Source organism: Herbaspirillum sp. C7C8 (genome assembly GCF_022627875.1).
Lineage (GTDB): Bacteria > Pseudomonadota > Gammaproteobacteria > Burkholderiales > Burkholderiaceae_D > Herbaspirillum.
Genome location: NZ_JABXGG010000008.1, coordinates 1 through 13884 on the forward strand (window position 1 = coordinate 1; position 13884 = coordinate 13884).

15 protein-coding genes are annotated in these 13884 nt (G+C 62.6%); 5 read left to right on the plus strand and 10 right to left on the minus strand.

Translation table 11 applies throughout. The annotated features are described in order from the left end of the window. Window positions 1–381: 381 nt before the first annotated feature. The gene (locus tag HWE01_RS11210) at window positions 382–1785 is read right to left on the minus strand and encodes a sensor histidine kinase (protein ID WP_008333754.1); all 1404 of its coding nucleotides are present in this window, start codon (window positions 1783–1785) and stop codon (window positions 382–384) included. 4 nt (window positions 1786–1789) lie between these two features. Continuing rightward, a complete protein-coding gene (locus tag HWE01_RS11215) occupies window positions 1790–2476 on the minus strand; it encodes a response regulator transcription factor (RefSeq protein WP_241821848.1) in 687 nt (228 codons plus the stop codon). A gap of 267 nt (window positions 2477–2743) precedes the next feature. On the opposite strand from HWE01_RS11215, the gene phnD reads away from it, so the two are divergent. From phnD to glpD, 5 genes are all read left to right on the plus strand, one after another. Further along, the gene (gene phnD, locus HWE01_RS11220) at window positions 2744–3733 is read left to right on the plus strand and encodes a phosphate/phosphite/phosphonate ABC transporter substrate-binding protein (RefSeq protein WP_175344948.1); all 990 of its coding nucleotides are present in this window, start codon (window positions 2744–2746) and stop codon (window positions 3731–3733) included. 160 nt (window positions 3734–3893) lie between these two features. Next, entirely contained in the window at window positions 3894–4664 is a 771-nt protein-coding gene (gene phnC / locus HWE01_RS11225) for a phosphonate ABC transporter ATP-binding protein (RefSeq protein ID WP_013236645.1), read from the plus strand. After that, complete coding sequence (gene phnE, locus HWE01_RS11230; RefSeq protein WP_241821849.1) at window positions 4661–5464, plus strand: phosphonate ABC transporter, permease protein PhnE; 804 nt, start codon at window positions 4661–4663, stop codon at window positions 5462–5464. The genes phnC and phnE (HWE01_RS11230) overlap by 4 nt, the downstream gene beginning before the upstream one ends. Next, window positions 5457–6287, plus strand: a complete 831-nt coding sequence (gene phnE, locus HWE01_RS11235) for a phosphonate ABC transporter, permease protein PhnE (RefSeq protein ID WP_241821850.1) — start codon at window positions 5457–5459, stop codon at window positions 6285–6287. The genes phnE (HWE01_RS11230) and phnE (HWE01_RS11235) overlap by 8 nt, the downstream gene beginning before the upstream one ends. Before the next feature lie 11 nt (window positions 6288–6298). Continuing rightward, a complete protein-coding gene (gene glpD / locus HWE01_RS11240) occupies window positions 6299–7903 on the plus strand; it encodes a glycerol-3-phosphate dehydrogenase (protein WP_241821851.1) in 1605 nt (534 codons plus the stop codon). Here glpD and HWE01_RS11245 read toward each other — a convergent pair. The 8 genes from HWE01_RS11245 to HWE01_RS11280 all read right to left on the minus strand — a co-directional run bounded on the left by HWE01_RS11245 (window position 7885) and on the right by HWE01_RS11280 (window position 13820). Beyond that, on the minus strand, window positions 7885–8496 hold the full coding sequence (locus HWE01_RS11245) for a HupE/UreJ family protein (protein ID WP_175344944.1): 612 nt from the start codon (window positions 8494–8496) through the stop codon (window positions 7885–7887). The genes glpD and HWE01_RS11245 overlap by 19 nt on opposite strands. A 58-nt stretch (window positions 8497–8554) precedes the next feature. After that, window positions 8555–9187 (minus strand): urease accessory protein UreG, encoded by a 633-nt coding sequence (ureG, locus tag HWE01_RS11250; RefSeq protein ID WP_008333732.1) that lies wholly within the window; start codon window positions 9185–9187, stop codon window positions 8555–8557. Between the two features lie 51 nt (window positions 9188–9238). Then, the gene (locus tag HWE01_RS11255; RefSeq protein ID WP_008333731.1) at window positions 9239–9919 is read right to left on the minus strand and encodes an urease accessory protein UreF; all 681 of its coding nucleotides are present in this window, start codon (window positions 9917–9919) and stop codon (window positions 9239–9241) included. Window positions 9920–9923: 4 nt separating this feature from the next. Beyond that, a complete protein-coding gene (gene ureE / locus HWE01_RS11260) occupies window positions 9924–10457 on the minus strand; it encodes an urease accessory protein UreE (protein WP_241821852.1) in 534 nt (177 codons plus the stop codon). 18 nt (window positions 10458–10475) lie between these two features. Continuing rightward, window positions 10476–12176: an urease subunit alpha gene (gene ureC, locus HWE01_RS11265; RefSeq protein WP_241821853.1), complete on the minus strand. Its 1701-nt coding sequence runs from the start codon at window positions 12174–12176 to the stop codon at window positions 10476–10478. Further along, a complete protein-coding gene (locus tag HWE01_RS11270; RefSeq protein WP_034339857.1) occupies window positions 12173–12517 on the minus strand; it encodes an urease subunit beta in 345 nt (114 codons plus the stop codon). Before HWE01_RS11270 ends, ureC begins: the two co-directional genes overlap by 4 nt. 10 nt (window positions 12518–12527) lie before the next feature. Continuing rightward, the gene (locus HWE01_RS11275) at window positions 12528–12830 is read right to left on the minus strand and encodes an urease subunit gamma (RefSeq protein ID WP_008333723.1); all 303 of its coding nucleotides are present in this window, start codon (window positions 12828–12830) and stop codon (window positions 12528–12530) included. Between the two features lie 90 nt (window positions 12831–12920). Then, window positions 12921–13820, minus strand: a complete 900-nt coding sequence (locus HWE01_RS11280) for an urease accessory protein UreD (protein ID WP_502798434.1) — start codon at window positions 13818–13820, stop codon at window positions 12921–12923. Between the last annotated feature and the right edge of the window lie 64 nt (window positions 13821–13884).

Below are 13884 nucleotides of genomic sequence, written 5' to 3' on the forward strand. Positions count from 1 at the left end.
TACTCCCAAGAACCCTCGTTACGAAAGTAGCGAGGGTTTTTGCTTTGGGCAGCCGGTTTGTATTGATGCCCGTTGGCCCTGGCCGGATTCCTCATAAAACGGTCGAATACTTCATCTTTTCCACAGCCGCTCCTGTCGTGTCGCCCGATTATCGGGCTGTCTTGCATCCTTCTTTCATATCGCCCCTGAACCGCCCGCGCGCGGGCCTTGCCATCCCGGCAAGCGGCACAAGCTTGTGTTTTCCACAGGCCACATTCCCATTCCGACAAAATCGGGAAGATGATTTATCCACAGCTGTTCTTGCACCAAGCCGACCGACCGCCGCTTGATTCCCTATTCTTTCCTGCAGCGGGAAGTCACCGGCATCAACGTATCAAAGCATCATGCGGCAACTGCTCTGAAATGCACCAGCGCATTCAAGCCTTCAATCGATCCCCCTTTGTTGATCCGATTGCGCAAGCTGATGGTCGCCTGCATCGAATCGACAATCTCGCCGCAAATGGTCAGCCCCAATCCCCCCGCTGAAGAGACATTCGAGGAGAACGCCTTGAACACATTCTCCATCGCCTGATCATCAATTCCTTCGCCACTATCCCAGATCAGCAGCTCAGCCACGTCCTCACGTGCGCTGATGCGAATGCCGAGACGACCCTGTACCGGCGTGTGCCGGATCGCGTTATGCAGCAGGTTGGAAATCAACTCGCCAATCATCCACGGATGTCCCATCACCAGAATCTTTTCCCCCTCCAGTTCGAAGTCCAGATCCTTCTCCGCAATCAGCGGTGACAGGTCCACAGCCGTCTCGCGCGCCAGCATGCCAAGGTCGCAGACCTCCTGAGCTCCCCGACCGCGTATCTGTTCTACCTTCGCCAGCGACAGCAACTGATTGGCCAGCGTAGTGGCGCGTTCAACCGTGCCCGACATCTCCTGCCAGATCACCGGCGCCGGAGCATCGCCGCGCAAGCCTGATTGCAGCTGGGTCTTGAGCACGGCCAGCGGTGTACGCAACTGATGCGAGGCATTGGCCACGAAGCGTTGCTGATGATCGAGCAAACGTCGCAACCGAGTCATCAGCTGATTCAAGGCGTCGATGAACGGTTGCAATTCACGCGGCGCCATCGGTGGCGCCACCGGTGACAGATCATCGGCCGGGCGCTCATCGAGCTGCCGACGCAGTGCATCCACAGGTTGCAGCGCGCGCCGCACCACATACAGGGTCACCGAGACGATCACCACCAAGAGCGCCGCCTGGCGAATCAGCGTTTCCCAGAAAATCTTGCGTGCCAGCGCACTACGGTTCTCCATCGTCTCGGCCACCTGCACCAGGGCCGCCCCCCGCGGATCATTGGTCACCACCGGCTGAAACAGCGCTGCCACCCTGACCGGCACCCCGTTGTAGGTGTCTTCATAGATATGCGCCAGCGCCGGATAGATAGCCGCCTTGTCTGCTTTTCCCTTGTAGGACGGCAGATCCTGGTCGCCCTCGAAGAACTTGCCATCCAGCCCGTCGATGCGATAGATCATCCGGCTCGAATAATCGGCCTCGTAAATCTCCAGCGCCGCATAAGGCAGCGACGCCTTGAGCTCGCCATTCTCAATGCGCAACAGATCCCCAATCGAATGTACCGACGCAATGAGCATGCGGTCATACGCCGTATTCACCGACTCCAGCGTATTGCGATAGAGCGAAAAGGAATCAATGACGATGAACAGCGCAATCGGCGAGATGATCCACGCCAGCAGATAGGCGCGTACCGAGCGTCGCCGCGAAAACAGATGTGCCACCTCCTCAGCCCCCGCTACCCTGCTGCTGCCGATCCCGCAGCAGATAGCCCAGTCCGCGCAAGGTCATGATCTCCGCACCCGTTTCCATGAGTTTCTTGCGCACCCGATGCACCACCACCTCGATGGCTTCGAGCTGGGTATTTTCTTCCATCGGGAAGACCAGCCTGAACAATTTCTCCTTGGTCACCGCATGTCCCGGCTTGGCGATCAGCGCCTTCAACAGCGTATGCTCGCGCGGCGTCAGTTCAAGCGGTTCATCGTCGCAATAGAAAGCCCCCGAACCACGATCAAAGCGCAAGCGCCCGCACCGTTGCAGCCCGTCATCGGCATTGGAGCGTCGCCGCAGCAGCGCACGGATGCGCGCATCGAGCTCATCCAGATCAAAGGGCTTGGCGAGGTAATCATCCGCGCCGGCATTGAGTCCGACCACGCGATCGCCTACCGCGCCGCGCGCCGTCAACACGATCACCGGCGTGCCGATATCCTGCGAGCGTATGCGTTGCAACAGGTGCAGCCCGTCCAGTCCCGGAATATTGAGATCGAGCACCACCAGGTCGCCGATCCCATCCTTGATGTGCGAGAGCGCACTGATGCCATCGCCGCAATGCGTGACCTGGAAGCCGCGTCGCTCCAGTGCGCGCAGCAAGGCGCGCGACATGTCGATGTCATCCTCCACCAGCAGGATATGCATGATCTCCCGTGTCGTTATCGTTGTGCAGCCGCCTTTATACCGCCAAACCACGCCATGCGCGAGTCCCTTGCCGAGGTGCTTTGAAAGCAGATTGAAAGCCACTGGAAAGGCAGCTGCAAGGAAACCCCCTCCTTGGCCGCCGCGCCCGGTAGCAAAAGCCCTTCCCCTCGCCTACACTGCCGCACATCGCCAGACTCGCACCAGGCAACACCGCTGTGGCGACCGGCAACAAGACCAAAACCAACACCATCATCACCAGGAGACAGCATGACCCCACGTCTGATCAAGACTCTGTTGGCACTCGCCCTGGCCGCACCGGCCATCGCCTTTGCCCAGGACACCTGCAGCAATCGCGGCGACCTCGACCAGCAATACTGCGACGCCAATCACGACCTGACCGCCGATACCCCCACAGATCCAAAGAAGCTGAAGAATCCCAATACCCTGGTCTTCACCTTCACCCCCGTGGAAGATCCGGCCGTCTACGACAAGATCTTCAAGCCCTTCACCGACTACCTCTCGCAATGCACCGCCAAGAAAGTGGTGTTCTTCCAGGTACAGTCCAACGCCGCTGAAATCGAAGCCATGCGCTCGGGCCGTCTGCACGTCGGCGGCTTCTCGCCTGGGCCGACCAACTTCGCCGTCAACATCGCCGGCGCCGTGCCGTTTGCCGTCATCGGTGACGCCAAGGGTTATCAGGGTTATACCCTCAACGTGATCGTGCGCAAGGACAGCCCGATCCAGAAGATGACCGACCTCAAGGGCAAGAAGGTCGCCCACACCGCGCCCTCCTCCAACTCCGGCCACATGGCTCCGATGGCGCTGTTCCCCAAGCTGGGCGTGACGCCGGACAAGGACTACAAGATCATCTTCTCCGGCAAGCATGACCAGTCCATCCTGGGTGTGAACTCGGGCGACTATGATGCCGCCGCCATCGCTTCGGACGTTTTCGATCGCATGGTGGAACGTGGCGTCATCAAGGCCGAGAACTTCCGGGTCATCTGGCACAGCGAGAAATTCCCGACCCAGGACTTCGCCTATGCGCACGATCTGGAGCCGAACTTCCGCGACAAGATGCTCAAGTGCTTCTACGACTATCGCTTCACCGATGAACTGAAGAAGGCCTTCGCCGGTTCCGATCGCTTCTACCCGATCAACTACAAGAAGGACTTCGAGATGGTGCGCTTCGTCGCCCAGTCCGCTGGCGAATCCTTCAACCGCGCCGCCTACGACAAGCAAAGCGCCGGCAAGAAGTAAGTACCGCCGCATGGCATCCCTGATCGTTCAGGTCCGGATGCCGCAACCAGATCCAAGCACCAACATGCAGCACAGCCCCTGCTCCAGAGCAGGGGCTGCGGCCCGTCGCATCCTGCGCACTGCCGCAGCCGCAGAAAAATCCACAGAGAAAGCGCCTCCCATGTCACACGCCATCGAAATCCAGGGCCTGGTCAAGGAATACAAGCCCGGCCATCCCATCCTCAAAGGCATCGACCTGAAGATCGGCGACGCCGGCCTGATCGCCATCATCGGCCCCTCCGGCACCGGCAAGTCCACCCTGATCCGCTGCATCAATCGCCTGGTCGATCCCAGCCGTGGCGCGATCTGGTTTGAGGGGGAAGGCAAGCGCGTGAATCTGGCCGAGCTGCGTGGCCGCGCCCTCCGTGAGCAACGCCGTCACATCGGCATGGTGTTCCAGGAATACAACCTGGTGGAACGCCTTTCCGTGATGGAGAACCTGTTGTGCGGAAGATTGGGTTACGTCAATGCCTTCACTGCCTGGCGCCGCAATTTCGCCAAGGAAGACATCGCGCATGCCTTCGAACTGCTGGACACCGTGGGCCTGGGCAACTTCGCCAACCAGCGCGCCGATGCGCTCTCCGGCGGCCAGCGCCAGCGCGTGGGCATCGCCCGCGCCCTGATGCAGCGTCCGCGCCTGCTGCTGGCCGATGAGCCGACCTCATCGCTGGATCCCAAAACGTCCTTCGAGATCATCTCGCTGCTCAAGGAGCAGGGCCGTGCCCAGAAGATCCCGGTCATCGTCAACATCCACGATGTGGAACTGGCCAAGCGCTACGCCGACCGTATCATCGGCATGTCCGGTGGCCACGTGGTCTACGACGGCAATGCCGAGAACCTGTCCGACGATTTCCTCAAGCAGATCTACGGTGGCGAGGACTGGCTGGCATGACGACTTCCACGACTTCCTCCACGCCCCGCGTGAGCCTGGCCTTCAAGCCGCAGCTGGCTACCCGCGTGGTGATCTGGCTCATCGCCCTGTATGCGATCTATGCCGCCACGCAACTGGGTTTCTCCTGGGAGCGCTTCTCGTCCGGTCTCGGAAGCGGTGCCAAGTTCCTGGGCCGCATGTTCCCGCCCGACCTCTCCAAGGGCGACATCCTCTGGGGCGGCATCAAGGAAACCCTGCAGATCGCCGTGCTGGCATCGCTCTTCGGCATTCTGTTCTCGCTGCCCATCGGCCTCATGGGCGCGCGCAACCTGATGCCCTCGTGGGTTTCGTGGCCTGCGCGTGCGCTGGTGTCGGTGTGCCGTTCGCTGCATCCGGTGATCGTCGCCATCCTGTTCGTCAAGGCGGTCGGATTTGGCGCGCTCGCCGGTGTGCTGGCGCTGATCGTGGCCTCCATCGGTTTCATCGGCAAGCTCTTTGCCGAAGCCATTGAAGAGATCTCCATCAAGCAGGTCGAAGCCATCCGCGCCACCGGTGCGTCCTTCATGAACGTGATCCTGTTCGGTGTGCTGCCGCAGGTGATGTCGCGCTTCGTCGGCTTCTCCACCTACCAGCTTGACTCCAATCTGCGCAACTCGACCATGGTCGGCATCGTCGGTGCGGGCGGTGTGGGCGGCGTACTGTTCTCGGCCTTCCAGCGTTTCGATTACGACTTCGTGCTCACCATCCTGGTCACCATCATCACCATCATTGTCGTCGGCGAACTGCTGGCGAACTCGGTCAAGAAGGTCTTCAATGTCTGATACCGTCCTCTCCCGCCCCGCCGCGCTCAACCCGGCCGAGCGCGAATGGCAGCGCCACACGCCGCTGCAGCGCATCCTGCGCTTCACGGTGTGGCTGGTCATCGCGCTGGCCGTGGTGCAATCGCTGCGCTACATCGAGATCATCCCCGAGTTCCTCTACGATGCGCCCGAACAGATGAGCGACATGCTCGCCCGCATGTGGCCCATCGACTGGGCCTACTTCGGCAGCGACGTGAAGGCCGGGCTGATCGAAACCCTCCACATCGCGACCCTCGGTACCCTGCTCTCCATCGTGCTGGCCATCCCCTTCGGCCTGCTGGTGGCCCCCAACCTGACCCGCCATCGCGGCCTGAACCTGTTCGCCCGCATCGTGCTGGTGGCCAGCCGCTCGGTCAATTCGCTGGTGTGGGCACTGCTGTTCCTGGCCATCTTCGGGCCGGGTCCGCTGGCAGGTACCCTGGCCATCGCCTTCCGCTCCATCGGCTTCGTCGGCAAGATGGCCGGCGAGACCATCGAGCAGATGCCGCGCGGCCCCATCGAAGCGCTGCAGGCTTCCGGTGCGAGCAAGTTCTCCGAGATCTGGTATGGCTACTGGCCACAACTCAAGCCCGCCTTCATGTCCATCGTGCTGCTGCGCTGGGACATCAACGTGCGTGAATCGGCCGTGCTGGGCATCGTCGGCGCCGGTGGCGTGGGCATGGTGCTCGATACCGCGTTGAACCTGTTCCAGTGGCCGCGCGTGGCGACGGTGCTGGTCTCCATCTTCGCCATCGTGATCGTGACCGAAGTGGTGGTCACGCAGATCCGCAAGCGCATCCTCTGATCGGAGCCCGCATGAAAGCACATGGCACGCAAGGCATCACCTATCCCCCGCAGTACGATGTGCTGGTAGTCGGCGGCGGCATCAATGGCGCTGGCATCGCCCGTGACGCCGCCGGGCGCGGCCTGTCGGTGGCGCTGTGCGAGCAGCACGACCTGGCGCAGCATACGTCGTCGTCCTCCAGCAAGCTCATCCACGGTGGCCTGCGCTACCTGGAACATTATGAGTTCGGGCTGGTGCGCAAGGCCCTGATCGAACGCGAAGTGCTCTTGCGCAGCGCCCCGCACATCATGTGGCCGCTGCGCTTCGTGATGCCGCATGACCAAGGGCAGCGTCCGGCCTGGCTGATTCGACTCGGCATGTTCCTCTACGATCACCTGGCCCGACGCGAACTGCTGCCCGGCTCACGCGCACTGGACCTGCGCCGTCACGCCTCGGGTGCGCCACTGAAAGCACAGTTCACGCGTGGCTTCGTTTACTCCGATGGCTGGGTCGATGATGCGCGGCTGGTGGTGTTGAATGCGATGGATGCGGCAGAAAAAGGCGCGCACATCATGACCCGCACCCGCTGCGAATCGCTCACGCGTCAGGACAACGGCTGGCAAGCCGTGCTGCGCCAGGAAGATGGTCACGCCATGCAGGTGCGCGCACGTTGCGTGGTCAATGCGGCCGGCCCATGGGTGGCGCAATTCCTGGGCGATGCGGCGCATGTGCATTCGAGCAAGTCGGTGCGTCTGGTCAAGGGCAGCCACATCGTGGTGCCGCGCCTGTTCGAACACGATCACGCCTACATCTTCCAGAACCCGGATGGCCGCATCGTCTTCGCCATTCCTTACGAGCAGGACTTCACGCTCATTGGTACCACCGATATCGATTATCAGGGCCGGGTGGAAGACGTGGCCATCTCCGAGGGCGAGACGGCCTATCTCTGCCAGCTGGCCAACCGATATTTCGAACGGCCCATTACGCCCGCCGATGTCGTGTGGTCCTACTCGGGCGTGCGCCCGCTGCTGGAAGATGCCGCCGCCGATGCCTCCGCCGTCACGCGCGACTACCAGCTCGATCTCAATACGCAAGGCGCCCCGCTGCTCTCCGTCTTCGGCGGCAAGATCACCACCTTCCGCAAGCTGGCCGAGGAAGCCGTGGACATGATCGCGCCGGTGCTGGGCAAGCAGCGCGGTGCCTGGACAGAACATGGCTGCCTGCCGGGTGGCGACTTGTATGGTGCGCAGCCGTCCAACCGCTCGGTGCGCCAGTTCGATCAATACGTGCAAGGCTTGCAGCAGCAGTATCCGTGGCTGTCCGCTGCATTGTTGCAACGCTATGCGCGCGCCTATGGCAGCCGCACGCACACGCTGCTGGAAGGAAGAAAGAACTTGGAAGAGATGGGAGAAGAAATCCTCGGCGGACTCTATGCCGCCGAGGTGGACTACTTGCTGCGCCACGAATGGGCGACCAATGCCGCCGATATCTTGTGGCGCCGTTCCAAGCTTGGCCTGCATTTCCCCAAGGGCAGCGAGGCCGTACTGGACGCCTGGCTGGCCGCGCGGGGCGGCCAGTCTTCAGCTCAGGAACAACCCGCCGAAGCGGGCGAGTTGCTTCAGGCAGCCAGCAGGTAAGCACCCACGGCGGCAATACCGACGCCGCCGATGCGCACCACGCGGTCGGCCATCTGCTTGCCGGCGATCAGGCCGATGCCCAGACCGGCGGCATGCAGCAGTGCGGTGGCGGCGATGAAGCCAGCACCATACAGCGCGGCCGAGCTGCCGTGCGGCAGTTCAGCACCGTGCGCGTACCCATGGAACATCGCGAAGACCGACACCACCAGCGTGCTGCCCCACAGCGGCAGACGCACGGCAAAGGCAATCAGCAGGCCCAGTACGGCCACTGAGGCGGCGATACCGGTTTCCACGGCCGGCAGCTGCAGGCCGGCGAAGGCCAGCAGCGCACCTGCCACCATCATCAGCGGGAAGGCCAGCGGCAGCACCCACAGGGCGCGCTGCTTGCTCTGCGCGGCCCACAGGCCCACGGCCAGCATGGCCAGCAGATGGTCGATACCCGAGAACGGATGCGCGAAGCCGGCGGCCATGCTGGTCGAGGCATCCATGGTCGAACCCGGATGGCCGGGGTGCGCCATTGCAGTGCCGGCCGCCAGTGCGGCGACGGCCAGAAGGCCCAGGCGGGCGCGGGTCTTGGTCGAGAGGGTCAACATGTTTTCTCCTTGGGCTGATACGGCAGATTCTTGATCGGGGAAATGACGGGGTTCAGGTTCAGTTCTTCGGCTTCTCGTCCAGCAAGCCCTGCTTGCGGATGTATTCGATGACCTTTTCCACCCCGTCGCCACTGCGCAGGTTGGTGAACACGAAGGGGCGTTCACCGCGCATGCGCTTGGCATCGGCCGCCATGATATCCAGATTCGCGCCCACATAGGGAGCGAGGTCGGTCTTGTTGATGATCAGCAGATCCGAGCGCGTGATGCCGGGGCCACCCTTGCGCGGGATCTTCTCGCCACCGGCCACGTCGATCACGTAGATGGTCAGGTCCGACAGTTCCGGGCTGAAGGTGGCGGCCAGGTTGTCGCCGCCGGACTCCACCAGGATCAGGTCCAGGTCCGGAAAATCGGCGCTCATGCGGGCAATGGCTTCCAGATTGATCGAGGCATCCTCGCGGATGGCCGTGTGCGGACAGCCACCGGTCTCCACCCCCATCAGACGTTCTGCCGGCAGCGCATCGGCGCGCAGCAGGATTTCCATGTCTTCCTTGGTGTAGATGTCATTGGTGATGACGGCCATGTCGTAATGGTCGCGCATGCGCTTGCACAGCATTTCGCACAGTGCGGTCTTGCCGGAACCGACCGGGCCGCCGATGCCTACGCGCAGCGGATTGGAAGTTGCATTGCTCATGGTTGGTCTCTTGATCTCTTGGTCGCGTAAAAACGTAAATGGTATAAATAATTAAGAGCGATAGATGCGGCTATATTGCACCTCATGCTGCATCGACAGCAGCGACAGCCCCGGTGCCCAGTTGCACAGGTCTTCATCCTCCAGCGTGAGCGCAGTGGCCGCAGCCTTTTCCAGCTCCGGCTGCAACGACAGCAGGATGCGCTGCCCCGCGACCTGCCCCAGCGGAACGGTCTTCACACAGGCCAGCACCTGGTTCTCGGCCCAGGCAAACAGCATGCCCAGCACCGCCGCCTCGCGCGGCACCTGCAGGGCCACCGTGGCAAAGGCCAGCGAGGTTGGCAGCGGCAGTTCCGGCTGCGCCTGCAGGATGGCCAGCAAGGCTTCATCGCCCAGCTTCAGGTCGGTCGCCAGTTTGCCCAGCGAATAGCCCATCTGAATGGTTTCGGCACGAAACTCCGACGTGTCGCGGGCCGCGATGAAGCGTTCGGTCCACAACGTGACCTTTTCTGCATCACGGGCCTCGAAGGCCGCCACCAGCCGCGCAAAGATGGGAGCTTCGAAACGCGCCACCACCTCATGCAGTGCATGGCCGATCCAGGCGCGGGCCGTAGCTTCGCTGCCCACGCGCCCACACTCGATGGCCGCCTCCAGCCCTTGCGAATAGCTGTAGGCACCTATCGGCAAGGATGGGCTGCTCAGTTGCAGCAGATGCAGCAAGGCGGCAGCTTGCATGGGGTCAGCCCTCTTCCTTCTTGTCGCTCGGACGATGGATTTTCTGGCGCAGCGGAATCGGTGCCAGCGGATTGTGGTGATGGTCATCGCCATGATGGTGATGGCCGCCACCATAGGCGCCCGCTTCCGGCTCGAAAGCCGCCAGCTCTTCAGTCACGCGTGCTCCCAGCCCTTCCAGCATTTCCTTCAAGACCGGATCCTTGCGGATGCGCAGGAAACCGACGTTCCCTTCATGGCCCACATGCGCCTGGGTGTGACGGTTGCCGAGGTGGAAGGCGCAACGCAGCAGCAGGTGCGCATCGGCCGCATCGACGCGATAGGTCGCTTCGGCCTTGGCGATGATCTTGACCACGCGGCCATCATCGCCGCGCAGCAGGTCGCCATCCCGCAGCACCGTACCACGCACGGTGAACACTGCCACGTCCTCACCCGAACGCAGGGTGGCACGCAGGCGGCTCTTCTCGCGCTGGTCATAGGGCAGTTCCAGTTCGCCGTCGATCTGCTCGGCCTGGGCTATCTTGGTATTGAGAGTGAGCATGAGAAAATCTAAAGAAAATCAGAACAGGAAATAGCGTTGTGCCAGCGGCAGCGAGACCGCCGGTTCGCACACCAGCAGCTCGCCATCGGCGCGCACCTCATAGGTTTCGGAATCGACTTCCATCTTCGGCGTGGCACCGTTGTGGATCATGTCGCGCTTGCGCAGGTTGCGCATGTTCTTCACGGCCACCACCGGCTTGTTCAGTTTGAGTTGTTCACCGATGCCGGCATCGAAGGCCGCCTGCGAGACGAAGGTCATCGAGGTCTTCAGTCCACCGCCATAGGCACCGAACATCATCCGGTAATGCACCGGCTGCGGGGTCGGGATGGAGGCATTGGGGTCACCCATCTGGGCGGCCGCGATCATGCCGCTCTTCAGAATCATCGAGGGTTTGGCCCCGAAGAAGGCCGGCTTCCACAGCACGATGTCGGCGATCTTGCCCACTTCCAGCGAGCCGACCACGTGCGAGATGCCGTGGGTGATGGCCGGGTTGATGGTGTACTTGGCGATGTAGCGCTTGATGCGGAAGTTGTCGTTGCGCGAGCTATCTTCCTTGAGCGAACCGCGCTGCACCTTCATCTTGTGCGCGGTCTGCCAGGTGCGCATGATCACTTCACCCACGCGGCCCATGGCCTGCGAGTCAGACGACATCATCGAGATCGCACCGATGTCATGCAGGATGTCTTCGGCGGCAATGGTCTCACGGCGGATGCGCGATTCGGCAAAGGCGATGTCTTCGGCGATGGCCGGGTCCAGGTGATGGCAGACCATCAGCATGTCCAGGTGTTCGTCCAGCGTATTGACCGTGAAGGGACGCGTCGGATTGGTCGAGGACGGCAGCACGTTGCCCTCGCCCACCGCCGCGATAATGTCCGGTGCGTGACCACCACCCGCGCCTTCGGTGTGGAAGGTGTGAATGGTGCGGTCCTTGAAGGCCGCCAGCGTGTGCTCCAGGAAGCCGCCTTCGTTCAGGGTATCGGTGTGGATGGCCACCTGGATATCCATGCGATCGGCCACCGTCAGGCAGTTGTCGATGGCCGCCGGGGTAGAGCCCCAGTCCTCGTGCAACTTCAGGCCGATGGCTCCGGCGCGGATTTGCTCTTCCAGCGGCAGCGGCAGGCTGACGTTGCCCTTGCCGAGGAAACCGAGGTTCATCGGGAAGGCGTCCGCTGCGGCCAGCATGGAATGGATGTGCCAGGGGCCCGGCGTGCAGGTGGTGGCGGCCGTGCCGACGGCCGGACCGGTGCCGCCGCCCAGCATGGTGGTGACGCCGCTCATGAGGGCTTCCTCGATCTGCTGCGGACAGATGAAGTGGATGTGGCTGTCGATGCCGCCGGCGGTGACGATCATGCCTTCACCGGCGATGATTTCGGTCGCCCCGCCGATGGCCATGGTCACGCCGGGCTGGATGTCCGGGTTGCCGGCCTTGCCGATGCCGGCGATCTTGCCGGACTTGATGCCGATGTCGGCCTTGACGATGCCCCAGTGATCGACGATGAGCGCGTTGGTGATGACGGTATCCATCACCTCGGCATGGGTGCGCTGCGACTGGCCCATGCCGTCGCGGATCACCTTGCCGCCGCCGAATTTGACTTCCTCGCCATAGACCGTGTAATCCTTCTCCACTTCCAGGAACAGTTCGGTGTCGGCCAGGCGCACGCGGTCGCCGACGGTGGGGCCGAACATTTCGGCATAGGCCGAACGGGAGATCTTGCTCATTTGGTTTGCCCCTTCTTGTCGTTGCCATGCTGGGCCTTCAGCTTGCCCATCACCAGCGCATTGAAGCCGTAGACGCGGCGGTCCCCCGCCAGCGCCACCAGTTCCACCGTGCGTTCCTGACCGGGCTCGAAGCGCACTGCGGTCCCGGCTGCGATGTTCAAGCGCATGCCATAGGCCGCTTCACGTTCGAAGCGCAGTGCCGGATTGGTTTCGTAGAAATGGAAGTGGGAGCCGACCTGGATAGGACGGTCGCCGCTGTTGGCAACCGTCACCGTTACGGTGGGGCGGCCGACGTTGAGTTCGATGTCGCCGGGTTCGACCAGCATTTCGCCTGGAATCATGACGCGCTCCTCAAGGAATCGGATGGTGGACGGTGACCAGCTTGCTGCCGTCGGGGAAGGTGGCTTCGACCTGGATGTCGGGGATCATCTCGGGCACGCCTTCCATGACGTCGTCACGGGTCAGGATGGTGGTGCCCTCGGACATCAGCTCGGCCACGGTCTTGCCATCGCGCGCGCCTTCCATGATGGCGGCGGTGATCAGCGCCACCGCTTCCGGATAATTGAGCTTGAGGCCACGGGCCTTGCGGCGCTCGGCCAGCAAAGCGGCGGTGAAGATGAGCAGCTTGTCTTTTTCTCTGGGTGTCAGTTCCATGTGAGCTCCTGGCCGTTTGGTGGCCTTCAGTTTCTATAACGTAGGGCGAGGCTTGATTCAGTTTTCCTGATGCAGCTTGTTACGTCGTGTTCATGTATTCCAGATGCGTGGAATGGCGGCTTGCTTGCCGGTGACGGCCGGACGCAGCACATGCCAGGCCGCATGCAGCCACTGCCGCGCCACCAGGCTGGATGGCCCCATGTAGCGCGCGATGAGCACCTGCTTCATCAGCGTGGCACCGCTGCGTCCTTCCAGCTGCAGGGCAGCGATGCTCTCGCGCAGGCGGCCCAGCAGCGCGGTATCCATGCCGTCTCCCACCGCGATCAGGGTGCCGCAGATGGTTTGCCCATCCAGCGCCAGCGGGCCTTGCATGGCACCCGCCTCGGCTTGCAGGCGACCCTGCTCGAACCATACCAGCTTGCCGCCACGGCGGATGCTGGTGCGCTGGCTGACGGCACCGGTGTTGAAGGTTTCGCCCGAAGCGGTGCGGCCAAAGCAAAGGATTTCCGCACCCAGGTAAGCCGCGTCGGCGGCCAGGGTCACTTCATGTTCCATGCGCACGTCGGCCCCATCGAAGAAGATGGTTTCCTGCGGCAGCCATTCCAGCGTGGCCCCTGCTGCGGCGTCGAGCCGGACGGCCTGGCGTGATGACTGGCCATTGGCGCGATACCACTTGCCCGCACCGGGCGTGGTCAGAAGCGCATGGGCACGTTCGCCCGCCTCAGCGGTGATCGAAAGCTGGTCGCCACCGACGATGCCGCCTGGCGGGTGCACGATGATGGCATGGCAGATGGAGGGATCCTCGGGATAGAGCGGTTTCTGTACGCGCAGGGGGCCGAAGTGCTGGCGGCGCATGAGGCGCGTGGTGCCTTTGTCGTCGGCAAAGCCCAGCGCCAGGCGTGCCTGGTCCGGCGCATGCCGCAGGGGCGCGCCTGGTGTCGCGGGGGCCGGCATGCTGGCGGGTTCCGGATGGCCGGGGAGTCGTTTCATACCTGGTTCTTCATTGCGTGGAAGGCGGCGTGTGCAAGCGGACAGCCTGGCCGCGAACATGCGA

Coding starts and splice junctions, on each gene's coding strand:
- HWE01_RS11215 (WP_241821848.1), bottom strand. CDS start 2,476: ATGCATATCCTGCTGGTGGAGGATGACATCGACATGTCGCGCGCCTTG.
- phnD (WP_175344948.1), top strand. CDS start 2,744: ATGACCCCACGTCTGATCAAGACTCTGTTGGCACTCGCCCTGGCCGCA.
- phnC (WP_013236645.1), top strand. CDS start 3,894: ATGTCACACGCCATCGAAATCCAGGGCCTGGTCAAGGAATACAAGCCC.
- phnE (WP_241821849.1), top strand. CDS start 4,661: ATGACGACTTCCACGACTTCCTCCACGCCCCGCGTGAGCCTGGCCTTC.
- phnE (WP_241821850.1), top strand. CDS start 5,457: ATGTCTGATACCGTCCTCTCCCGCCCCGCCGCGCTCAACCCGGCCGAG.
- glpD (WP_241821851.1), top strand. CDS start 6,299: ATGAAAGCACATGGCACGCAAGGCATCACCTATCCCCCGCAGTACGAT.
- HWE01_RS11245 (WP_175344944.1), bottom strand. CDS start 8,496: ATGTTGACCCTCTCGACCAAGACCCGCGCCCGCCTGGGCCTTCTGGCC.
- ureG (WP_008333732.1), bottom strand. CDS start 9,187: ATGAGCAATGCAACTTCCAATCCGCTGCGCGTAGGCATCGGCGGCCCG.
- HWE01_RS11255 (WP_008333731.1), bottom strand. CDS start 9,919: ATGCAAGCTGCCGCCTTGCTGCATCTGCTGCAACTGAGCAGCCCATCC.
- ureE (WP_241821852.1), bottom strand. CDS start 10,457: ATGCTCACTCTCAATACCAAGATAGCCCAGGCCGAGCAGATCGACGGC.
- ureC (WP_241821853.1), bottom strand. CDS start 12,176: ATGAGCAAGATCTCCCGTTCGGCCTATGCCGAAATGTTCGGCCCCACC.
- HWE01_RS11270 (WP_034339857.1), bottom strand. CDS start 12,517: ATGATTCCAGGCGAAATGCTGGTCGAACCCGGCGACATCGAACTCAAC.
- HWE01_RS11275 (WP_008333723.1), bottom strand. CDS start 12,830: ATGGAACTGACACCCAGAGAAAAAGACAAGCTGCTCATCTTCACCGCC.
- HWE01_RS11280 (WP_502798434.1), bottom strand. CDS start 13,820: ATGAAACGACTCCCCGGCCATCCGGAACCCGCCAGCATGCCGGCCCCC.